Origin of the sequence: Aquabacterium sp. (assembly GCF_036279655.1) — a bacterium.
Classification (GTDB): Bacteria; Pseudomonadota; Gammaproteobacteria; order Burkholderiales; family Burkholderiaceae_C; genus Aquabacterium.
The window spans coordinates 1-20,981 of the sequence record NZ_DASUIT010000099.1; the positions used below are offsets into that span (position 1 = coordinate 1).

Consider the following 20,981-nt stretch of genomic DNA (forward strand, 5'->3'; position numbering starts at 1 on the left):
CGGATCTTGACAAATCGTTAACATTGACACGAAATGTTTCGCGGGGATGGTTCCTGCGGCTTGGCCTGATCTCCGCCATTCTGGCGGGCATGGGTCAGACATGACATGACGATCAAGAAAGGTTGACGATGGCTCACTTGACATCCCGGCGGCTGGCACCTCGCCAACAGGCCTTGGCCCTGGCGATTGCCGCCTGCTTCCCATGCATGGCACTGGCTCAGACCGGCGGTGGGCTGTTCACGGGGATCGGTACCCTGGGCGGCAGCTATTCCTACCTCTCCAACAGCAACAACTCACGCGCCATCTCTGCGGACGGCACCGTGGTCAGTGGTTACGGCTATCTGCCCGGCAATTCGAGCTATCACGCGTTCCGATGGACGCTGGCCGACGGCATGGAAGACCTGGGCACGCTCGGGGGCTCCTACAGCTATTCCCGGGCCATCTCCCGGGATGGCTCGACCATCGTGGGCGAGAGCAGGCTCTCAGATGACAGTACCCAGCGTGCCTTTCGTTGGACGGCTGCGGGCGGCATGGTCGACCTGGGTACCCTCGGAGGGACCTACAGTTACGCCAATGACGTGTCCGCCGATGGCTCGGTGGTGGTGGGAGAGAGCCATGTGTCCGGAGACTCCGCACAGCGCGCCTTCCGCTGGACGCAGGCCGATGGCATGGTCAATCTGGGCACCTTGGGCGGCAACTACAGCTATGCCTACGCGGTCTCAGCGGATGGCAGCACCGTGGTGGGTACCAGCTACGAAAGTGGCGACAGTGCTCAGGCGGCTTTCCGCTGGACGCAGGCCGATGGCATGCAAAGCCTGGGGACCCTGGGGGGGACCTATGGCTATGGCTATGGCACCTCGGCCGATGGTTCCGTGGTGGTGGGCCAAAGCTACACCGCCGGCAACTCCGAGTACCACGCGTTTCGCTGGACGCAAGCTGGTGGCATGGTCGACCTGGGCACCCTGGGTGGCCATCACAGTTACACCTACGGTGTGAACCCCAATGGCGATGTTGTGATCGGCTACAGCTATACGGCCGGCAATGCAAGCTACAACGCGTTCCGCTGGACGCAGGTGGACGGCATGCAGAACCTCGGCACGTTGGGCGGCACTCACAGTTACGCGACCGACCTGTCCGCCAACGGCAATGTGGTGGTGGGTTGGGCCCAGGTGGAGGGCGACACCAGCACGGAGGCCTTCCGCTGGACGGCCGAAGGTGGCATGCAGTCGGTGCGCAGCTGGTTGCAGTCCAACGGCGTGGCGGTCGCGGATGGCTGGCGCCTGGCCGATGGCGGTGAGGTGTCGACCAACGCGACGGGTGACATCCTGGTGGGCAGCGGCATGAATCCTGACGGCATCCGCGAGGTGTGGTTTGCCCGCTCGACGGGTGCCGTGACCCTGGACGAGGTGCAGCAGGGCTTGTCGGAGACGGCATTGGCCGGGCATTCGATTCAGGCCGCCACCACCACGGTGCTCAACGGTGCACACAGCCGCCCGCTGGACCGACGCGTGGCAGCGGGTCAGAAGACTTTCTGGCTGGCCGGAGACTGGGGCACGGATGACCATGGTGTGCGCAGCGGCACGCTGGGGCTGGCTGAACTGGGCCTGGGCATCAACCTAGGCTCGGTGCAGTTGAACGCGGCGCTGGGTCAGACCTGGGCGCGTCAGGATCTGACGCTCAATGGGCATGCCCACACCGATGGCACCTATCTGCTGGCCGAGGCCCTGATCCCGGTGGCGGGCAAGCTGTGGGCCACCTTGGGGGGCTATGTGCTGGAGGGCGATGCCGAGGTTCGCCGCGGCTACCTGAACGCCGGCACGCCCGATGCGTCCACAGGCACGCCGAACGTCGGCACCTGGGGTCTGCGGGCTCGCCTGGAGTGGGACAACGCCTACCAGCTAGGCAGTGCCGAGGCATCACCGTATGTGGATCTGAGCTTTGCCCGCACGAGGATGGGCGGCTACACCGAAACGGGGGGTGGCTTCCCGGCACGCTTCGACGCGCGCAAGGACAAGGCCACCGAGTTGCGCGTGGGTGTCAACCTGAGCAAGCCTCTGTCGGGTGACATGCGCCTGCTGGGCACGCTGGAAGTGGCGCACCGTTTCGAACGTCGCAGTGCGGGCGCGTCTGGAGAAGTGTTGGGCCTGTTCGCCTTTGATCTGGATGGCGTGCGCAATCAGCGCTCGTGGGTCCGCGGTGGTCTGGGATTGTCTGGGCGACTGGCGGGTGGTCTGGCATCGGTGACGCTCAACCTGACAAGCCAGGGCGAGGCGCCCAGCGCCTGGCTGGGATTGCGCTGGCAGAAGGCGTTTTGACGCTGATGCGGTTTTCCAGCGCCATGCCAGGCGTGGCCTGGCCGGCGATCCCGGGGCCGCGGGGCGTCATGCGCCTGGCCCTGCTGCATCAATTGTCTGAAACGCAATGGTGGTCTGCCGAGCAGTTGCGAGCGTACCAGCTGGAGCAGTTGAATGCGCTGCTGGGTCATGCCAGGGCGCATTCGGCCTATATGGCGCGGGTGTTGTCCGCGCTGCCGTCCACGCTCTCAGAGGACGACTGGCTGAGCTTGCCCGTGCTGCGTCGGGATGCGGTCCAGACCTTCAAGGATCAGATCCGCTGTTCGGTGGTGCCGGCCGCGCATGGGAAGCGCCATGCGGTGTTCTCATCCGGTTCGACTGGCAAGCCGGTGGCCACGGAGCAGACCGATCTGAGCCAGTTGTTCTGGGAGGTGCTGACGCTGAGGGAGCACCTCTGGCATCGCCGTGACTTCTCAGGCAAGCTGGCATCCTTGCGCCACTACCCAGCTGACGTGGCGCTCCCGGCGTCGGGTGGTCAGGGCCCCAACTGGGGGAGCGCGACGGCGGATCTGGTTCAGACGGGGCCGGTGGCCATGCTCAGCGTCTCTGCCTCCATGCAGGAGCAACTGGCGTGGCTGCGTCGCGAGAACCCCGACTACCTGCTGACCCATCCGACCGTGCTCGGTGAACTGCTGGATGCCATCGAGGCAGGCCATTCCCTGGGTGATGCCCGGCTGCGTGAAGTGCGCACCATCAGCGAATCCCTGACAGAGGGTTTGCGAACCCGGTGTCAGGCAATACTGGGTGTGCCGCTGACCGACATCTACAGCGCGCGTGAGACGGGCTATCTGGCACTGCAATGTCCAGATCATCCGCACTACCACGTGCAGGCCGAGGGTGTCCGCGTGGAGGTGCTGGACGACCATGATCGACCCTGCGCACCAGGCGAGATCGGCCGGGTGGTGGTCACCCCACTGCACAACTTTGCGTTTCCGCTGCTGCGCTATGACATCGGGGATTACGCCGAGGTCGGCGCACCGTGCGCCTGCGGCCGCGGCTTGCCCGTGCTGACACGCATCTTGGGCCGTCAGCGCAACATGCTCACCTTCCCGGACGGACGCAAGACCTGGCCCATTCTCAACTTCCGTTCACTCAACGGCATCGTGCCGGTGCGCCAGTTGCGGATGACCCAGCTGACGCCCGAGCACATCCAAGTCGAACTGGTCACGCCAGTGCGGCCCGATGCTGCGCTACAGGACAGATTGGCTGAACTCATTCGGCACAATCTGGGGCACGCCTTCGTGTTGAGCTTTCTCTACCCGGATCACATCGCCCGCTCTGCAGGTGGCAAATTCGAAGACTTCGTGTCGCTGGTGCACTAGCGCGGTTCAGGGCATCGGATCGGCGTCGACGGGGAAGAGAAAACCGTCAGCGGCAGGCGAGACATAACGTGCCATGGCGGTCACCAGCCAGAACCCCTGGCCCGCATCGAACGTGTGTGCGGTCCATGCCGGCCACACCAGGAGATCGCCTTCCTGCACCGGGATGGCCTGCAGGCTTGAGCACCCGTTGTTCCCTGACCGCTGGACATGGAAGGTGGCTTGGCCTCGGGTGATGAGCGCGATGCGGGCCGAGTCGTGCTGATGGACTGGACGGTTCAGGTGAGTCAAGCCCTTGCCAGGTTGGGCTTCAGGGGGTGACTGGATGTGGATGGCGCCGGGCCGTCCTGGTGTGCCGGCCAGCCAGTGGCTCCGAAAGTCCAGATGGGGGGCATCGCTGGCATAGCCCGCAGCGGGGCGGCCTGGCTGCAGGCCCAGGGTGCGCAAGCGTCTGGCGGTCTCGGGCGCCTGGAACACGATCGAGGGCCCAGCCCAACAGGTCTGAACCTGTTGCTCGAAGGCCTCGGGTGTCAGCCGACCCTCCAGCATTTGATGGAACAGGAGGCCTGCCCAGGCGTCTGCGTGGGGTGCGGTGAGGCAGGACGTCGGGAGTGTGATCTGTTCCATGATGATGCACCGGGCATAGTAGCATCGCAGCCCCGAAGCTCGCTTGGATGGCGCGCATACACACCATGGTTGACTGGAACGCTGAGCGCCTGCTTTTCGAAGACTTGCCGCCGCCGCTGGTGCCTGATCGCGGGGGCTATACCCTCACCATGCGCGAGTGCCGAGGCGCGGCCGAGGCGCTGGCCTCACTGGCCGCAGGCCGTGGGCCGCAGTCAGCGGGGCCCAGGCTGCATGTGGGTTGGGGCAGCTTTCGCAATCTCGATATCGTGGCGGCTCGGCGTGCAGATGCTGTCTTGCTGCTGGACATCAACTGGCATCAGTTTCGTGTGTGGGCTGCGCTGAGCGAGGCGCTGTGCCGGCCCGAGGCGCGCACCCCAGCCGCCCTGGTGGATCTGCTGGTGCCCCTGCTGCCGCAAACGCCACCACTGCGCCAGTTCGCCCGATCGGCGCACCAATGGCTGAGGGGGGATCTGGAGCGACCCGGTAGTTGGTTATGGGCTGAGGATGTCGCGGGCTACGAGTGGGTCCGCGAGCGCATACGGATGGGATGCATGAGTACGGCGGCTCTGGATCTGCGCGGTGGGGCAGCCGGTGCGTCACACTTTGCCAGGCTGGCGGCGCGGCTGAGGCTGGCCGTGGAGCAAGCGGGGGTGGTGCCAGACACCTTGTATGTGTCGAATCTGCCCTGGATGATGGGCTTGCCACAAGGCTTTTTTGGCGAGAGGCACTCGGATCACGGCTCGGCAGGCACGGAGCCAGTTCTGCAGCAAGTGCACCATCATCTGGCATGCTTGGCGCCACTGTTCAACTGGGTGGTGTCGGCCGCTCGTCTGTGCGACGATGCGACGGCCGACAATCTGCAGTGGGAAACCCGGGTCCTCACCCCCGAGGCCTTTCTGGCTGGCGATGACTGGCTCGGCATGGCGAATGCCATCCGGACCTTGGGTCTCACAAGAGTGTGACAAAGTCACCGTCCAGGGGGCTTGTTTGACCGATCGTCGTTCCTGACAAGCCCCTAGGATGTTCAGATGAAGGTCCGCCGATCCGGCGGAGCGGTCACGTTCGTCCATGCTCAAGAAGATCTCCACCCGGCAACTGCGCATCGGCATGCACATCCATGAGGTGTGCGGCTCGTGGCTGGACCATCCCTTCTGGCGCTCATCCTTCACCTTGACGACCCGGGAGCAGATCCACCAGCTGGCGCGGGTCGACGAGGTGATCATCGACACCCGCAAGGGGCTGGACATCGAGCGGCCCCCAACGGACACGGCCTTCATGGACGACGTGGAGGTGGAGCTGCCTGCCCAGGCATCCGAGGTGTCCTTGCCCGATCAGTCGCCCCTGCCCGTGACCCGCAGCTTCCATCAGGAGCTGGCGCAGGCGGGGCAGGTCATTGCGCAGTCGCGCGAGGCCATGCAGAGCCTCTTTCAGGACGTTCGCATGGGCAAGGCGGTCGATGCCGAGCACTGCCTGCCTCTGGTCCAGGACATCGCCGATTCGGTGGGGCGCAACCCCGGTGCCATCGTCAGCCTGGCGCGGCTCAAGACCAGCGACGACTACACCTTCATGCATTCCGTGGCGGTCTGTGCCTTGATGGTGTCCCTGGCCCGGCAACTCGATCTGGGGGAGGACGACACCCGTGAGGCGGGGCTGGCCGGTCTGGTGCATGACCTGGGCAAGGCCCTCATGCCCCCGGAGGTGCTCAACAAGCCCGGCGCGCTCACCCGCGAAGAGTTCACCATCATGAAAGGCCACCCCGAGGCGGGTCACCGCATGCTGGTGGATGGCCGCGGCGTGGGGCCCATCCCTCTCGATGTTTGCCTGCACCACCACGAGAAGATCAACGGCAAGGGCTACCCGCATGGTCTGCAGGGTGAGGAGATCAGCCTGTTCGCCCGCATGGGCGCCGTCTGCGATGTGTACGACGCCATCACCTCCAACCGCCCCTACAAGGCGGGCTGGGATCCGGCTGACTCCATCCAGAAGATGGCGCTGTGGGCCCGTGAGGGCCACTTCGACGAGCGCATCTTTCAGGCCTTCGTCAAGAGCGTGGGCATCTACCCGACGGGCTCGCTCGTCAAGCTGAGATCGGGCCGCTTGGGTGTGGTGGTCGAGCAGGGGCAAGGCTCCCTGCTGGCGCCCCAGGTCAAGGTCTTTTACTCGACCCTCAGCCAGGAGAGCGTGCCACCGGAGCTGCTGGACCTGAGCGCGGTGGACGATCCCATCGTCTCGCGCGAGAGCCCTGCGACCTGGGGCTTGTCTCAGCTGGACGATCTGTGGCGGACCCCGGCCTGAGCCCAGGCTCTGCGCCTCACTGCGTCGACAGGCTCAGCCCCGCATGCTCGCGCAGTGGGTGGAAGTGCACCTGCGGGTGGCGCTCGGCCGTCAGTCGCAGGTCATACGCCGAGGTCATCATGTAGGCCAGGGTGTCGGCCGCATCCAGCGCCAGCTTGCTGGCGTTTTCGTCGGTGAACTTCTTCATGGCCGCCGGTGTGTCGGCCGTGATCCAGCGTGCGCCCGTGAAACGGCAGGGCATCAGGCGGATGTCCACGCTGTATTCGGCCTTCAGGCGGTGCTGCACCACTTCGAACTGCAGCTGACCGACTGCGCCCAGCAGCATGGAGCCACCGGCCTCGGGGCGGAAGACCTGAATGGCGCCTTCTTCGCCCAATTGCAGCAAACCTGCCTGCAACTGCTTGGATTTCATGGGATTGGCCAGCTCCACCGTTTGGAACAGCTCGGGCGCGAAGAAGGGCAGGCCGGTGTACTGCAGGGTGATGCCATCGGTGATGGTGTCGCCCAATTGCACGCCGCCGTGCGTGGTGAAGCCGATGATGTCGCCGGCATAGGCCTCGTCGACCGCTTCGCGGCGCTGTGAGAGGAAGGTCACCACCGAGGTGGGACGCAGCTCCTTGCCGCTGCGCTGCACCTTGAGCTTCATGCCTGGCGTGTACTTGCCCGAGCACACGCGCACAAAGGCGATGCGGTCGCGGTGGCTGGGGTCCATGTTGGCCTGCACCTTGAAGACCACGCCGGAGAAGTTCTCCATCTCGGGGGTGATCTCCTTGTGCGAGCCGTCCTTTTCGGTCGACAGGCGGGGGCGGGGCGAGGGGGCCAGATCCACCAGCGCGTCCAGCACCTCCTGCACCCCGAAGTTGTTCACGGCCGAGCCGAAGAACACCGGGGTCTGCTTGGCCGCCAGGAAGAGCTCCAGATCAAAGGCGGGGGCGGCCTCGGACATCAGTTCCATGTTCTGCTCGGCCAGTTCCCAGTCGTGGCCAAAGCGCGCGTGCAGCTTGTCGCGCTCGCTCAGGGACACCACCTCGTCGTCCTCGCCGCGCTTGTCGGCACCGGCATCGAACAGGCGCATGGACTGCGTGCGCAGATTGACGATGCCGCCAAAGGTCTTGCCTTGGCCCACCGGCCAGGTCATGGGCACGCAGGGCATGCCCAGCTCCTGCTCGACCTCGTCGAGCAGCTCCAGCGGGTCGCGCCCTTCGCGGTCCATCTTGTTGACGAAGGTGATGATGGGGGTGTCGCGCTGACGGCAGACCTCGATCAGGCGCTTGGTCTGGGCTTCCACACCATTGGCCGCGTCGATCACCATCAGGGCCGAATCCACTGCCGTGAGCACGCGGTAGGTGTCTTCCGAGAAGTCCTTGTGGCCCGGGGTGTCCAGCAGGTTGATGACGTGCTCGCGGTAGAGCATCTGCATCACCGAGGAGGCCACCGAGATGCCGCGCTGCTTTTCGATCTCCATCCAGTCCGACGTGGCATGGCGCGAGGCCTTGCGCCCCTTCACCGCACCAGCGATATGGATGGCACCCGAGAACAGCAGCAGCTTTTCCGTCAGCGTGGTCTTGCCCGCGTCAGGGTGGGAAATGATGGCGAAGGTGCGGCGGCGGCGCACTTCGGCGCCATAGGTAGAGTCGGTCACGGCGGGCTTCTTGAAGCAAGGGTGGTCGCCTCGGGCGACGCGGGTTGAACCTGCTATTGTCTCAGGCTTGCCGCAAGTGAGGTGTTTCACCACCCTCAGACGCGGTGGGGGCAGGGCAATCACGGACTTGCCATGGGGGCTTTGTCGATATGCTCGGCGCGTTTAACGGATGTGAAATGCATCACGGTCTGTACCTGTTGGAGGTGTGATCCATGGCGAAGACATCGGGGCGGCTGACTCGCCGATGGGGGGTGGGTTTGGCTTTGGGCGCTTGCGCAATGGCCGCCCAGGCATTGCCTTTTTGCGTGTTCGATATTGTCGGCACGTCAGGCGATGCCTTCAACATGACCCGCGACTATGCGGTGGCGATGCAGCGCGAGGGTGTGAGCATCGAGCTCAAGGTCTACACCAACGAGGCTAAAGCGGTCGAGGATTTCCGTGCCGGTCTGTGCGATGCGGTGATCGCCACGGGCTTTCGCACGCGCCCCTTCAACGGGGTGGCGGCCTCGGTGGACACCCTGGGCTCGACCATCATCGTGCGCAATGGCGTCATCGACATGACCGCCAGTTATGACGTGGTGCGCAAGCTGGTGCAGACCTTCTCGGCCGACACGCCTCAGGTGACGCGGCTGATGACCGATGCCAGTGGCAAGTACGAGGTGGGTGGCATCCTGCCGGTGGGGGCGGCTTACCTGGTGGGCAGCGACCGGCGCAACAACACGGTCGAAAAACTGGCCGGCAAGCGCATGGCGGCGCTGGACTACGACCCGGCCCAGGCCGTGATGATCAAGCGCATCCGTGCGGTGCCGGTGCCCTCGGACATCACCAACATCTCGCAGCGCCTGTCCAGCGGTGCGACGGACTTCATTGCCGCGCCGGCATTGGCCTACAAGCCTCTGGGCCTGGACAAGGGGGTGGGCGAGCGGGGTGGGGTGGGGCGTTTCCCCTTGATGATCATGAGCTACCAGGTGATCCTCAACCGCAGCAAGTTCCCGGAAGGCTTCGGGGCCCGCTCGCGTACTTATTGGCTGGGTCAGTTCGACCGCGTCCTGCAACTGATCCGCAAGGCCGAAAACGACATTCCGGCCGCCACCTGGGTGGAGCTCAGCCCCGAGAACACCTACCGCTACACCCTCATGTTGCGCGAGGCGCGCATCGACATCGCGCAGATGGGCCTGTACGACAAGCGCGGCCTGAAGATCCTCAAGCGCATCCGCTGCCACGTGAATCCGGCCGATCCGGAGTGCCAGAGCAAGTCCGAAGAAGTGTGGCAGCAGCCATGAAAAAGGCCCGCCGGTGGCGGGCCTGATGCGCATCGAGGCGGGGCTGTCAGCCCGGCTTATTCGATCTCGTTCTTGGTGGAGCACTCGGCATCGGCGGCGTTCACGCTGCAGCGGGCACGCTTGATGATGTTCATGGTCTGCTTGTTGTACAGGCCTTGCTTGGCGATCTCGATGCGGGCTTCACGCAGCATCAGCACGTACTTGGGGATGTTCTGCGGGGGCAGATCGTCCCAAGTGGCGGCAGGGATGCCCTTTTCTGCGATGGCGATCAGGCTCATGGCGCGGTCGAACTGGCTCAGCCAGAACTGACGCGACTTCTCACCGAAGCCCTCGGGGAACTTGCTGCGGTTGAACACCAACTGCACCGTGGGGATCATGATGGGGAAGCGACCGATGCCACCCTTGGTGCCGATGCCCTTGTAGAGCTCCAGGGGCTTGTAGGCCACGGCAGGCAGGGTGACCATGTCGACGAAGCCGTTGTTGAAGCGCGGGCCGATGTTGGTCACGTCCACGGACACGGGCTGGGCGCCGATGCGCTGGATCATGGTGCCCTGGGCCTTGTCGTAGTCGAAGGCCGCGATCTTCTTGCCCGACAGGGCTTCGACCGAGTTGATGGCGCGGTCACGCACGATGGGGTAGGCCGCGCCCAGGGGGAAGATGCCGCCCACTTCGTAGTTGCCTTCGACCATCAGCTTGGCGCCAGCGGGGCTGGAGAAGGCCTGGATGACCTTGCGCACGACCTCGTAGCTGCCGGGCAGGTCGATCTTGTTGTTGCGCACGATGGTGGCCGAGCCGATGCTGTCCAGCGAGGCGGCCACACCGTTGAAGGGCTTGGTGCGGAAGGACGTGGCCATCACGGCATCGCACTGACCGGCGCGGAAGTCTTCCACGGCCACGCGCTCGTCCACATAGCTCTTGAGCTCCATGTCGGCGCCAGCCTTCTGCATGGCGACCGAGTAGTCAATGGCGGCATTGAAGATGTCACCGGTCTTGCCGGCAACATCCCAGACACACAGGGTGGTCTTGGCGGAAACGGTGCCGGCCAGGCTCATCAGGGCGGCGGCTGCAAGGGCGAGTTGACGTTGTTTCATGGTCATGAGGGGGCGAGAGATCAGGGACATGGGGTGCCTCTTTCCGTAACAGGCGAGGCGCTAAATGCAGCCCCGCACGTATTCAACGTCGGAAGGCGACCCAGGTGAGACAGGGGCAACCCGTAGTCGTTCCCCCCTCGAAAGCGGGATTTTTTGATGAGGGGCTTGGCAAGCGGGCATGCACCGGCGAATCACACCCGTTACAATACTCGTCTTTGTCGAGGAGCGTTGCAAGGCGCGAAATTTTCCACCCCCCGGTTCCAGGGCTGGCGTGGAGATCGCACCCCAGGCTCGACAAACGTTCTGTGCAACGGCGCTCACCCGCATGTGTCCCGCTGGGTGAGTTGTATCCATCGCGTTCCTCCCGGCGCGCACGGCGGCTTCTGAACCCCTTTAGGAGCTTTGTCCATGAGCGCAGTTCTCAAATCGTTGCAAACCGAATTCAAGGGCGTCGAGTGCATCGTCGCCGACATGTCCCTGGCCGCCTGGGGCCGCAAGGAACTCACCATCGCCGAGCATGAAATGCCCGCGCTGATGGCCATCCGCCGCGAATACGCCGCCAGTCAGCCCCTCAAGGGCGCGCGCATCACCGGCTCGCTGCACATGACCATCCAGACCGGCGTGCTGGTCGAGACCCTGCAAGCCCTGGGTGCCGAAGTGCGCTGGGCCTCGTGCAACATCTTCTCCACGCAAGACCATGCCGCCGCCGCTCTGGTGGCCGCCGGCACCCCGGTCTTCGCCTACAAGGGCGAGTCGCTGGAAGACTACTGGGACTACACCCACCGCATCTTCGAATTCGGCCCCAAGGGTGCCAAGGGCGAAGGCCCCAACATGATCCTGGACGACGGCGGCGATGCCACCCTGCTGATGCACCTGGGCAAGAAGGCCGAGACCGACCCCTCCGTGCTGGCCAACCCCGGTAGCGAAGAAGAGCGCATCCTGTTTGCCGCCATCAAGGCCAAGCTGGCCGTTGACAGCACCTGGTACAGCCGCAAGGGCGCCGAGATCATCGGCGTGACCGAAGAGACCACCACCGGTGTGCATCGCCTGAACGAGATGAGCGCCAAGGGCACGCTGCTGTTCCGCGCCATCAACGTGAACGACTCGGTCACCAAGTCCAAGTTCGACAACCTGTACGGTTGCCGCGAGTCGCTGGTCGACGGCATCAAGCGTGCCACCGACGTGATGGTGGCCGGCAAGATCGCCGTGGTCGCTGGTTATGGTGACGTGGGCAAGGGCTCGGCCCAGGCCCTGCGCGCCCTGAGCGCCCAGGTGTGGGTCACCGAGATCGATCCCATCAACGCCCTGCAGGCCGCCATGGAAGGCTACCGTGTGGTGACCATGGATTACGCCGCCGACAAGGCCGACATCTTCGTGACCGCCACGGGCAACAAGAGCGTCATCACCTTCAAGCACATGCAGGCCATGAAGGAAAACGCCATCGTCTGCAACATCGGTCACTTCGACAACGAGATCGACGTGGCCGAGGCCGAAGCCAAGTGCCAGTGGGAAGAGATCAAGCCCCAGGTCGATCACGTGATCTTCCCCGATGGCAAGCGCATCATCATGCTGGCCAAGGGCCGCCTGGTGAACCTGGGCTGCGGCACGGGTCACCCCAGCTATGTGATGAGCTCGAGCTTTGCCAACCAGACCATCGCGCAGATCGAGCTGTTCACGCGTCCCGACGCCTATGAAAGCGGCAAGGTCTATGTGCTGCCCAAGCACCTCGATGAAAAGGTGGCGCGCCTGCAGCTGGTCACGCTCAATGCCCAGCTCACCGAGCTGAGCGACGAGCAGGCCGCCTACATCGGCGTGTCCAAGCAAGGCCCTTACAAGCCTGACACTTATCGTTATTAATCCCCCCCTACGGCCTGACGGCCGCCCCCCCAGGGGGGCACCGCCAGCGGCCCGGCAGAGCCGGTTCCGCGGCGGTTTGCTTGAAAAGACACGACATGCCAAGAGCCGACCAACTCATCGTTCAACTCGGGCACGCGCCCACCCGCTCGGCGGCGCACCGGCTGATCGACGCCAGTGCGGTGCAGTGGCTTGGCCCCAAAGGCTGGACCACCTTGCGCAAGGCGGGTGAAGACCTGCCCGAGGACGCGCAGTTCCGTGTCACCAATGACGATGAGCTGCGCTGGGTCTCGCGTGCCGGGCTCAAGCTCGAAGGCGCGCTGGCCCAGATCGACCTGAAGGTCGCGGGCCTGCGCTGCCTGGACGTGGGCCAGAGCACCGGTGGCTTCACCGACGTGCTGCTGAGCCAGGGCGCCACGCAGGTGGTGGGCATCGATGTGGGCCATGGTCAGTTGCACGACAAGCTCAAGGCCGATGAGCGGGTGGTCGCATTGGAGAACGTGAACGCGCGCGAGCTCGACACGAGCATCCTGCGCGAGCACGCTCCGGCCGAAGGCTTCGATCTGATCGTGGCGGACCTGTCCTTCATTGCGCTGTCCAAGGTGGTGCCGCACCTGGGGCCCTGGCTCAAGCCGGGTGGGCAGGTGCTGCTGCTGATCAAGCCTCAGTTCGAGGTGGGCAAGGAGCATGTCGGCAAGGGTGGGGTGGTGAAAGACCCGGCTCAGCATGCCCGTGCCCGTGACATGGTGCGCCGTGCCTGCACCGACCTGGGCTGGAAGGTCCACAAGGGCTTCGCCAGCCCCATCGCGGGTGGCGACGGCAATCTCGAATTCTTCATCTGGGCCCAGTCGCCAGTGGCCTGAGCCCCTTGAAAGTCTGACTCATGACGCAGTCTTCGTCGTCCTCCTTGCCGCTGAGCTTCGAGTTCTTCCCACCCAAGACGCCGGAGGGGGCGGACAAGCTCACCGCCGTGCGCCAGCAGCTCTATCCGCTGGGGCCCGAGTACTGCTCGGTGACCTACGGTGCCGGGGGCACCACGCAGGATGGCACCCTCCAGACGGTGCGCGCCATCCTGGCCGAGGGCTTTGATGCCGCGCCGCACTTCTCCTGCATCGGTGCCACCCGGGCCAGCGTGCGCGAGCAGTTGCAGCAGTTCCAGGCCGAGGGCATCCGGCGCATCGTGGCCCTGCGGGGTGATCTGCCCAGCGGCTATGGCGGCTTCGGCGAGTTCCGCTATGCCAGTGAGCTGGTGGCCTTCATCCGCGAGGAGACGGGCCGGCACTTCCACATCGAGGTGGCGGCCTACCCCGAAATGCATCCCCAGGCGCGCAACCCGCAGGCTGATCTGCAAGCCTATGTGGCCAAGGTCCAGGCCGGTGCCGATGTGGCGCTGACGCAGTACTTCTTCAACAGCGACGCCTACTTCCGTTTCGTGGACGAGGCGGCCAAGGCGGGGGCCGACATCCCGGTCGTGCCGGGCATCATGCCCATCACCAACTCCAGCCAGCTGATGCGTTTTTCAGATGCTTGCGGGGCCGAGATTCCCCGCTGGATCCGCACCCGTCTGGAAGGCTTCGGCGACGACAAGGCATCCATCCAGGCCTTCGGCCTGGAGGTGATCGTGGACCTGTGTGACCAGCTGCGTTGTGCGGGGGTGCCGGGCCTGCACTTCTACACGATGAACCAGTCGGGGCCGGTCAAGGCGATTTGCGAGCAGCTGGGGCTGTGAGGCCGGTGGGCTGATGCCTGCGGGGCCAGGGGCTTGTCGCAGCGCAAGACCAAGGCGCCGACTTGATGCCCATCAAGAATTTTGCATCTGCTGATCGCTAGCCGATGAGCTCTGCGCTGGATCAAGGGTTTGCCCGAGGGGCCTGGATGTAATGCACGCACGGTGTCGCACCGTGCGTCATTTCCTTTCATCCAACCCTGAGTTCCGAAAGCCCGATCATGAACAAGCCTCTGACTGGCCTGGCCGCTGCCGCTCTCCTGACCCTGTCCACCCTGGCCGCCGCTCCGGCGATGGCCCAAAGCGCCGAAGGCCCCTGGCTGGTGCGCGTGCGTGCCGTGAACATCGATCCGGCCAACAAGGACGACATCTCGGTGACCGACGTCAGCGTCAACAGCAAGGTCATCCCCGAGGTCGACATCAGCTACTTCTTCACGCCCAACATTGCGGCCGAGCTGATCCTGACCTATCCCCAAAAGCATGATGTCTCTTCCAGCGCGCATGGCGGCAAGATCGGCACCCTCAAGCACCTGCCACCCACGCTGACCGCGCAATACCACTTCATTCCCGACGGCAAGTTCCGCCCGTATGTGGGCGCCGGCATCAACTACACACACTTCTCGAACGTCGATCTGCCTTCGCCCTTCTCGATCGACAAGGACAGCTTCGGTCTGGCCCTGCAGGCCGGCATCGACATCGAGATCGGCAAGAACCTGTTCCTGAACCTGGACATCAAGAAGGTGCAGATCCGCACCGATCTGAAGGCTGCGGGCGAAAAGCTGGGCACCATCAAGGTCGATCCGGTGCTGGTGGGTGTCGGTATCGGCTGGCGCTTCTGAGGCCTCAGCCCATCACCCCCGCAGGGGTGACGATCAGCATCAGTGCCTGATCGTGTGGGGCGGGGCTGAAGCTGCCGGGAGGCAGCTGAGCTTCGGCCCAGGCCAGCCCGACCGCCGTGATGTGCGGGTGGGCGGCCATGTAGCGGTCAAAGTAGCCCGCCCCATAGCCCAGGCGATAGCCCTCGGGCGTGAAGCCGACGCAGGGCACCAGCACCACATCCGGGTCGGCGGGTGGGCCCTCTGGGCAAGGAATGCCACACTCATCCCGGGTGGTGGGCTCGCTGCCATCCCACACTCGATAGCCCATGGATGCCGCCTGTCCATCACGGGCCTTGGTGGCCCAGGGCAGTGCCAGTGACAGGGCGGAAGGCCCCCCCAAAGACGCCTGAAACGTCAGGGCCACGTCCCTTGGGTTAAATTCACCCCGGATGGGCCAATACAGGCCCAGACATTGCGGTTCCAGTTCGGTGAGCACGCGCAGAACCTGTGCGTGCAGATCGGCCTGAGCCTGGGCGGCTGCCGGTGTGGCGGACCAGGTCTGGCGAGCGCTCAGCAGTTGCTGGCGCAGGGCGGAGCGGGTGTCGGACATGAGATGTGAGGCTTGCGAGAGCCTTCAGGAAAGAAACACGGATGCGATTGTGGACTGATCACGGGGGGCGGCCGATGCGCTGGGCCCCTCGTCTGCTCGTGGCGGCGGCTGCGGTGTGCGCGGCCAGCCTCGGGCTGGGGGTGGTGGGCTCGCCGCCGGCCTGGGCGGGCGATGTCACGGTGCAGGATGCGCGCGAGGCCTACCGCCTGCGCGACAAGGCCCGCCTGACGGGCTTGCGCGATGCGCTGCTGGCCGAGCGTCACCCTCTGGCCCCCTGGGCCGACTTCTGGCTGATGCAGTTGCGCCTGAGCGAGGCCAGCGTGGCCGAGGTGGACGACTTTCTCAACCGCTGGGGCGACGCCTATGTGGCCGATCGCCTGCGCAATGACTGGTTGCTGGAGCTGGGCCGCCGCAAGGACTGGGCGACCTTCGTGCGGGTGCAGAGCGGCTTCAGGATGAACGACGACCGCGAGGTCACCTGCCTGGGCGTGCTGGCCCGCCAGCAACTGGGCATGCCCATGGAGGGGGTGGGCGATCTGCGCGAGCAGGCCCGCCAGGCGTGGTGGGCCCAGAAGGAGGCCGACAGCGGCTGTGATGCCATGGCTCAGACCCTGCTGAACGCCGGGGTGCTGACGGATGCCGATGTCTGGCGCAAGCTCCGGCTGGCGCTGGAGGGCTCCAGCCCGCGCGTGGTCACGCAGGCGGCCCGCCTGATGGGTGAGCCCACGGCGCAAGCCTTGGCCCGCATGATGGGGCAGCCACAGGCCTTCCTGACCACGGACAGCGCGCTCAAGCCGTCGGCGGGGGCCCAGTCGCCCGGCGCCACGGTCGAGGAAACGCGCCCCACCAAGGGCAAGGGTTCGGTCCGCAAGGGCAAGCGCGGACGCAAGGCCCCGGCGCGCGTGTTCATTCCGCCTCCGCCGCCCGTGCCGCTGGACCATGTCGGGCCGCTGAACCTGCTGGCCCTGCAGCGCTGGGCCGCGCAAGACGTGCAGGCTGCGGCCGAGGCCCTGGGAGCACCCAATGCCTCGGCACGCTGGCGCCTCAACCGGGAAGAGCAGGCCTGGGCCTGGGCCTCCATCGGGCGCGCAGCCGCCTGGCGCCTGATGCCTGAGGCCATTGCCTGGTACGAGCGGGGGCTGGTGCTGGCCGAGATGAACGACACCCCGGTGCGCTGGGCACGCTCCTGGCCGGCAGACACGCTGACCTGGCTGGCCCGTGCGGCCGTGCGTTCGGCCACGGCGGGGCAGCGCAGCCACTGGACGGTGCTGGACACGGCCGTGGACGCCATGACACCGGAGGTGCAGAACGAGTCGACCTGGGTGTACTGGAAGGCGCGCTCGCTGCTGGCCCAGGCCCCCCAGGGGGCCGCAGGCGATGGACGCCGGCAGCAGGCCCGCGAGTTGTTGACCCGCATTGCGCAGCCGGTGGGCTTTTATGGCCTGCTGGCCATGGAGGACCTGGCCGGTGGGGCACCGCGGGCACCCGCGCGCCCCGCACCGCTCAGCCGTGAGGAGCGCCTGCAAGCCCTGACCAACGCGGGGCTGGACCGGGCCTTGCGGATGTACGAGCAGGGCTGGCGGGTCGAAGGCGCCAAGGAGTGGAACTACACCCTGTCCTTCAGCAAGCCCGGTGGCCTGAGCGACCGCGAACTGATGGCCGCGGCCGAGCTGGCGTGCGAGCGTGAAATCTGGGACCGCTGCATCAACACCAGCGAGCGCACCCGCCAGGAGGTGGATCTGCACCAGCGCTTTCCGACGCCCTTCCGTCGCGACATCGTGACGGCGGCCGAATCGGTCGGCCTGGATCCGGCCTACATGTTCGGCCTGATCCGCCAGGAGTCGCGTTTTCAGCTCACGGCACGCTCCACCGTGGGGGCATCCGGTCTGATGCAGGTGATGCCGGCCACGGCGGAGTGGACGGCCCGCAAGCTGGGCATGATCGACTACCAGGCCAGCCAGATCACCGACCGGGATGTGAACCTCAAGATCGGTGCGGGCTACCTCAAGCTGATCCTGGACGAGTTCGGCGGCTCTCAGGCCATGGCCGCCGCGGCCTACAACGCCGGCCCGGGGCGCCCGCGCCGCTGGCGCGAGGGTGCCCGCCTGGAGACCGCCGCCTGGGCCGAGAACATTCCCTTCAACGAAACCCGCGATTATGTGAAGAAGGTGGTGGCCAACGCCGTGGTGTATGGGCATGTCTTGCATGGCAAGCCCTTGTCGATTAAAACCCGACTGGGTGGGATGATCGGTCCGCGTGGTGCGGGCACCCCGCCCGACAACAACGATCTGCCCTGATTCCTGGGCGCAACAAGGAGCGGCGCATGAAACGCGTGCTGGTGCTGGGGGGCAGTGGTTTCGTCGGGCGTGCGCTGTGCGAGCAGTGGGCAGCCCGTTTTGGCGCGGGTGGCCCCCGCTTGCTGGTGCCCAGCCGGCGCCGGGAGCGGGTCAAGCACCTGTTCCCTCTGCCCACGGTGGATGTGGTTCAGGCATCCGTCCACGACGACCATGCCCTGGCCGGGCTGCTCAGTGGGGTCGATGCCGTCGTGAACCTGGTGGCCATCCTGCATGGCAGCTCGGCACAGTTCGAGCAGGTGCACGTGGAGCTGCCCCGGCGCCTGGCCCAGGCCTGTGTCAAGGCGGGCGTCCATCGCCTGGTGCATGTCAGTGCCTTGGGGGTGAGCGAGGATCCGGCCCAGGCGCCGTCCGAGTACCTGCGCACCAAGGCCGAGGGCGAGCTGGCCTTGCGGGCAGCGCAACCCGATCTGGCGCTCACGGTGCTGCGCCCCAGCGTGATCTTTGGCGAGCACGACCGCTTTCTCAATCTGTTTGCCGACCTGCAGGCCCTGGCCCCGGTGATGGCCCTGGCGGGCGCACAGGCGCGGTTTCAGCCGGTCTGGGTGGAGGATGTGGCCCGGGCCCTGGTGCACTGCCTGCTGGAGCCCGCCACGGCCGGCCAGATCATCGAGTGCGCAGGCCCCGAGGTGCTGACCTTGGCCGAGCTGGTGCAACTGGCGGGGCGGGCCAGTGGCCATGCGCGGCCGGTGTGGCCTGTGCCCGATGCGGTGGGGCGCTTGCAGGCGGCCTTGCTGGGCTGTTTGCCAGGTGAGCCCCTGATGTCGGCGGACAATCTGGATTCGATGCAGGTGCCCAATGTGGCTTCCGGGCGGCTGCCAGGGCTGGCCTCGCTGGGCATCGAGCCTGCATCGGTGCATGTGATCGCGCCAGGCTATCTGGGCCAGGGCGGGCAGGGCGCGCGGCGCCTGAACCGTTTCAGGGCCTGGGCGGGGCGCTGAAACCCCCTGGAGGACGCGCGCGCCCATGAAAAAACCCCGCGACCAGCGCGGGGTTCTTGTTCAGGGGCGGCAGGGCCTATCAGGCGACCAGCAATTGCGCCGTGTCGAACACGCTGCTCATGGGCGGCAGGTTCATGATCATGGGCTGAGGCGCGTTCTTGGAGACCTTGACCGGCTTGGCGGGCGTGGCGTCGTTCTGGGCGACGTCGGCCTTGTCCCAGTTGCCAGCGGATTCCTTGCCCGACACAGCGATCGAGTAGAACACGCGGAAGGGGATCTTGCGCTCCGACCAGAAGTCGGCGGCATCGCGGAAGGCATCCAGCAGTTGCTCGCGCGATTCGCGGTCCATGCGCACGCCGTCAGGCAGCAGCTCCAGCACCACGACGAAACCCGGCTGCGGGCCCGACTTGTGGACCAGGTCGGTGATGCAGTCGTAGAGGGCGTCCAGGTTCTTGCCGAAGTGATCCGGGAACAGGAAATCGCGGGCGATGATGTCCAGCACGTCCTGTTTGCTCTGAGCCGGGCTCAGATTGGTGTACAGGAAGTGATGCCCGATTTCCTGGGCGGCCTGCTGCAGGTCATCCGGGCGGTAGGCGCGGATGGACTGGACGATGTTGGGGCGGATGGATTGCAACAACATGATCGCTTTGGACTGATGCATGAAATGACCGTTATCGAGGGCGACAGAAAAAGGGACCGAGGGTGAACTGTGAGATTTACCGCAAGGGATCGATCTTCTGGAAGCTTTGATAGTGATCCTTGGTGTAGAAACAAGTTTCAGGACTTTGCACAATTTCACCTCCGCAGACAATGCGGCGCGCCCCTCTGTCGCGAGAGCCTGGGGTCGGTACCGTGTATTCGCGGTAGTAGCCCCGGGTTCTGCGCGGCAGCAGACGTTCACGGTTGCCAAACACGGTGCCGTCTTTGCTGTACAGGAAGGGCCCGCCCGAGTGGATGCGGCGGTGGACTTCCTGCCCTTGAGGGGGCAGCTGTGACAGAGGCACGATGCTGGGCTGAACCGCCACCGAGGCTTGTGGCCCTGGGACGGAACTGCGGGTGAACGCTTGCGATACGGGAGACCAGGTCAGTGCCACTGAAGCCAGAACCGCTGCCGTCGTGACTGCCACCGAAGCCCAGGCCTTGCGGCCTGAAAGCGGCATGGGCCGCGAGGGATCCCTTGGTGTCACGTGGTCGGTCATGGTCTCGGGTGCAGCTGTGTACCCAGCCTCTCAGCTCAAATCGTGCAGATCCTGCAAAGACGCCATGCTACTGAAACCCGGCCAAAAGCTCAAGGCCCCGACCGCTGAAATGACAGCGGATCGGGGCCTTTGCCTCAGGGGTTGACAGTTTGTGCTAACTCACTTTCGTGACGTCAGCACCGCGTGGCATCAGCGTCCGGCATTGGCATCTGCGACGGTCATGGCCGTCATGTTGACGATGCGGCGCACCGTGGCCGAGGGGGTCAGGATGCACACCGGCTTGGCCGCGCCCAGCAGCACAGGGCCCAGCGCAATATTGTTACCAGCTGCAACCTTGAGCAGGTTGTAGGCGATGTTGGCCGCGTCGATGTTGGGGCAGACCAGCAGGTTGGCCTCGCCCGTGAGCGTGCTGCGGGGCATCAGCTGGTTGCGGTAGGGCTCGTCCAGGGCGGTGTCGCCGTGCATCTCGCCGTCGATCTCCAGCCAGGGGGCCTGCTGCTGGATCAGCGCCAGGGCCTCGCGCATCTTGACGGCCGAGGGCTGGTTGCTCGATCCGAAGTTCGAGTGCGACAGCAGGGCGGCCTTGGGGCGCTGACCAAAACGCAGCATCTCCTCGGCCGCCATGATGGTGATCTCGGCCAGTTGCTCGGCCGTGGGGTCGTAGTTGATGTGGGTGTCCAGCAGGTTGACCGTGCGCCCCGGCAGGATCAGGCCCGTCATGGCGGCATAGGTCTTGACCCCGGCGCGCCGGCCGATCACCTGGTCGATGTAGTGCAGGTGCAGGCTGGTGTTGCCCCAGGTGCCGCAGATCAGGCCGTCGACTTCGCCCTTGTGCAGCAGCATCGAGCCGATCAGGGTCAGGCGGCGG

The 20,981-nt window shown here is 65.4% G+C and carries 17 protein-coding genes, 1 pseudogene and 1 riboswitch; of the genes and pseudogenes, 11 read left to right on the plus strand and 7 right to left on the minus strand.

The window, feature by feature from the left end:
- Positions 1-206 precede the first annotated feature (206 nt).
- Positions 207-2,315, plus strand: a complete 2,109-nt coding sequence (locus VFW84_RS11710) for an autotransporter domain-containing protein (protein ID WP_329680635.1) — start codon at positions 207-209, stop codon at positions 2,313-2,315.
- A 5-nt stretch (positions 2,316-2,320) separates the two neighbouring features.
- Positions 2,321-3,676 carry an AMP-binding protein gene (locus VFW84_RS11715; RefSeq protein ID WP_329680636.1) on the plus strand — a complete coding sequence of 452 codons (1,356 nt, stop codon included), beginning with the start codon at positions 2,321-2,323 and terminating at the stop codon, positions 3,674-3,676.
- Between the two features lie 6 nt (positions 3,677-3,682).
- On the opposite strand, the gene VFW84_RS11720 is transcribed toward VFW84_RS11715, so the two are convergent.
- Positions 3,683-4,300: a hypothetical protein gene (locus tag VFW84_RS11720; protein WP_329680637.1), complete on the minus strand. Its 618-nt coding sequence runs from the start codon at positions 4,298-4,300 to the stop codon at positions 3,683-3,685.
- Between the two features lie 65 nt (positions 4,301-4,365).
- On the opposite strand from VFW84_RS11720, the gene VFW84_RS11725 reads away from it, so the two are divergent.
- Complete coding sequence (locus VFW84_RS11725; protein ID WP_329680638.1) at positions 4,366-5,262, plus strand: hypothetical protein; 897 nt, start codon at positions 4,366-4,368, stop codon at positions 5,260-5,262.
- Between the two features lie 106 nt (positions 5,263-5,368).
- On the plus strand, positions 5,369-6,595 hold the full coding sequence (locus tag VFW84_RS11730; protein WP_329680639.1) for an HD-GYP domain-containing protein: 1,227 nt from the start codon (positions 5,369-5,371) through the stop codon (positions 6,593-6,595).
- Positions 6,596-6,611: 16 nt separating this feature from the next.
- On the opposite strand, the gene VFW84_RS11735 is transcribed toward VFW84_RS11730, so the two are convergent.
- Complete coding sequence (locus VFW84_RS11735; protein WP_329680640.1) at positions 6,612-8,237, minus strand: peptide chain release factor 3; 1,626 nt, start codon at positions 8,235-8,237, stop codon at positions 6,612-6,614.
- 305 nt (positions 8,238-8,542) lie between these two features.
- Between VFW84_RS11735 and VFW84_RS11740 the strand changes: the two genes are divergently transcribed.
- Entirely contained in the window at positions 8,543-9,520 is a 978-nt protein-coding gene (locus tag VFW84_RS11740; protein WP_329680641.1) for a putative solute-binding protein, read from the plus strand.
- 56 nt (positions 9,521-9,576) lie between these two features.
- Here the strand turns inward: VFW84_RS11740 and VFW84_RS11745 are convergent, their stop codons facing one another.
- The gene (locus VFW84_RS11745; protein WP_329680642.1) at positions 9,577-10,641 is read right to left on the minus strand and encodes a putative solute-binding protein; all 1,065 of its coding nucleotides are present in this window, start codon (positions 10,639-10,641) and stop codon (positions 9,577-9,579) included.
- A gap of 184 nt (positions 10,642-10,825) precedes the next feature.
- Positions 10,826-10,937: riboswitch (S-adenosyl-L-homocysteine riboswitch) on the plus strand.
- Positions 10,938-11,019: 82 nt separating this feature from the next.
- On the opposite strand from VFW84_RS11745, the gene ahcY reads away from it, so the two are divergent.
- The 4 genes from ahcY to VFW84_RS11765 all read left to right on the plus strand — a co-directional run bounded on the left by ahcY (position 11,020) and on the right by VFW84_RS11765 (position 15,030).
- Positions 11,020-12,468: an adenosylhomocysteinase gene (gene ahcY, locus VFW84_RS11750; protein WP_329680643.1), complete on the plus strand. Its 1,449-nt coding sequence runs from the start codon at positions 11,020-11,022 to the stop codon at positions 12,466-12,468.
- Between the two features lie 95 nt (positions 12,469-12,563).
- Complete coding sequence (locus tag VFW84_RS11755; protein ID WP_329680644.1) at positions 12,564-13,328, plus strand: TlyA family RNA methyltransferase; 765 nt, start codon at positions 12,564-12,566, stop codon at positions 13,326-13,328.
- Between the two features lie 20 nt (positions 13,329-13,348).
- Complete coding sequence (gene metF, locus VFW84_RS11760; RefSeq protein ID WP_329680645.1) at positions 13,349-14,194, plus strand: methylenetetrahydrofolate reductase [NAD(P)H]; 846 nt, start codon at positions 13,349-13,351, stop codon at positions 14,192-14,194.
- A 218-nt stretch (positions 14,195-14,412) separates the two neighbouring features.
- Positions 14,413-15,030: an OmpW/AlkL family protein gene (locus tag VFW84_RS11765; protein WP_329680646.1), complete on the plus strand. Its 618-nt coding sequence runs from the start codon at positions 14,413-14,415 to the stop codon at positions 15,028-15,030.
- A gap of 4 nt (positions 15,031-15,034) precedes the next feature.
- Here VFW84_RS11765 and VFW84_RS11770 read toward each other — a convergent pair whose 3' ends face one another.
- Complete coding sequence (locus tag VFW84_RS11770) at positions 15,035-15,619, minus strand: 5-formyltetrahydrofolate cyclo-ligase (RefSeq protein ID WP_329680647.1); 585 nt, start codon at positions 15,617-15,619, stop codon at positions 15,035-15,037.
- A gap of 74 nt (positions 15,620-15,693) precedes the next feature.
- Here VFW84_RS11770 and VFW84_RS11775 point away from each other — a divergent pair, with 74 nt between their 5' ends.
- Entirely contained in the window at positions 15,694-17,916 is a 2,223-nt protein-coding gene (locus VFW84_RS11775) for a lytic transglycosylase domain-containing protein (protein ID WP_329680648.1), read from the plus strand.
- 26 nt (positions 17,917-17,942) lie between these two features.
- Entirely contained in the window at positions 17,943-18,914 is a 972-nt protein-coding gene (locus VFW84_RS11780) for a complex I NDUFA9 subunit family protein (RefSeq protein ID WP_329680649.1), read from the plus strand.
- A gap of 253 nt (positions 18,915-19,167) precedes the next feature.
- On the opposite strand, the pseudogene VFW84_RS11785 reads toward VFW84_RS11780, so the two are convergent.
- The 3 genes and pseudogenes from VFW84_RS11785 to VFW84_RS11795 all read right to left on the minus strand — a co-directional run.
- Positions 19,168-19,554: pseudogene (locus tag VFW84_RS11785) on the minus strand (barstar family protein); the annotation flags it as partial.
- A gap of 76 nt (positions 19,555-19,630) precedes the next feature.
- On the minus strand, positions 19,631-20,074 hold the full coding sequence (locus VFW84_RS11790; protein ID WP_329680650.1) for a ribonuclease domain-containing protein: 444 nt from the start codon (positions 20,072-20,074) through the stop codon (positions 19,631-19,633).
- A 228-nt stretch (positions 20,075-20,302) separates the two neighbouring features.
- The coding region (locus VFW84_RS11795; protein WP_329680651.1) for a phosphate acyltransferase at positions 20,303-20,981 on the minus strand (679 nt) is incomplete at its 5' end.

Bases quoted from the DNA above. Each gene is read 5' to 3' on its own strand.
- VFW84_RS11790 (WP_329680650.1), bottom strand. From the start codon at position 20,074: ATGCCGCTTTCAGGCCGCAAGGCCTGGGCTTCGGTGGCAGTCACGACG.
- VFW84_RS11710 (WP_329680635.1), top strand. From the start codon at position 207: ATGGCACTGGCTCAGACCGGCGGTGGGCTGTTCACGGGGATCGGTACC.
- VFW84_RS11765 (WP_329680646.1), top strand. From the start codon at position 14,413: ATGAACAAGCCTCTGACTGGCCTGGCCGCTGCCGCTCTCCTGACCCTG.
- VFW84_RS11775 (WP_329680648.1), top strand. From the start codon at position 15,694: ATGCGCTGGGCCCCTCGTCTGCTCGTGGCGGCGGCTGCGGTGTGCGCG.
- VFW84_RS11720 (WP_329680637.1), bottom strand. From the start codon at position 4,300: ATGGAACAGATCACACTCCCGACGTCCTGCCTCACCGCACCCCACGCA.
- VFW84_RS11755 (WP_329680644.1), top strand. From the start codon at position 12,564: ATGCCAAGAGCCGACCAACTCATCGTTCAACTCGGGCACGCGCCCACC.
- VFW84_RS11730 (WP_329680639.1), top strand. From the start codon at position 5,369: ATGCTCAAGAAGATCTCCACCCGGCAACTGCGCATCGGCATGCACATC.
- VFW84_RS11770 (WP_329680647.1), bottom strand. From the start codon at position 15,619: ATGTCCGACACCCGCTCCGCCCTGCGCCAGCAACTGCTGAGCGCTCGC.
- VFW84_RS11725 (WP_329680638.1), top strand. From the start codon at position 4,366: ATGGTTGACTGGAACGCTGAGCGCCTGCTTTTCGAAGACTTGCCGCCG.
- VFW84_RS11715 (WP_329680636.1), top strand. From the start codon at position 2,321: ATGCGGTTTTCCAGCGCCATGCCAGGCGTGGCCTGGCCGGCGATCCCG.
- ahcY (WP_329680643.1), top strand. From the start codon at position 11,020: ATGAGCGCAGTTCTCAAATCGTTGCAAACCGAATTCAAGGGCGTCGAG.
- metF (WP_329680645.1), top strand. From the start codon at position 13,349: ATGACGCAGTCTTCGTCGTCCTCCTTGCCGCTGAGCTTCGAGTTCTTC.
- VFW84_RS11745 (WP_329680642.1), bottom strand. From the start codon at position 10,641: ATGTCCCTGATCTCTCGCCCCCTCATGACCATGAAACAACGTCAACTC.
- VFW84_RS11780 (WP_329680649.1), top strand. From the start codon at position 17,943: ATGAAACGCGTGCTGGTGCTGGGGGGCAGTGGTTTCGTCGGGCGTGCG.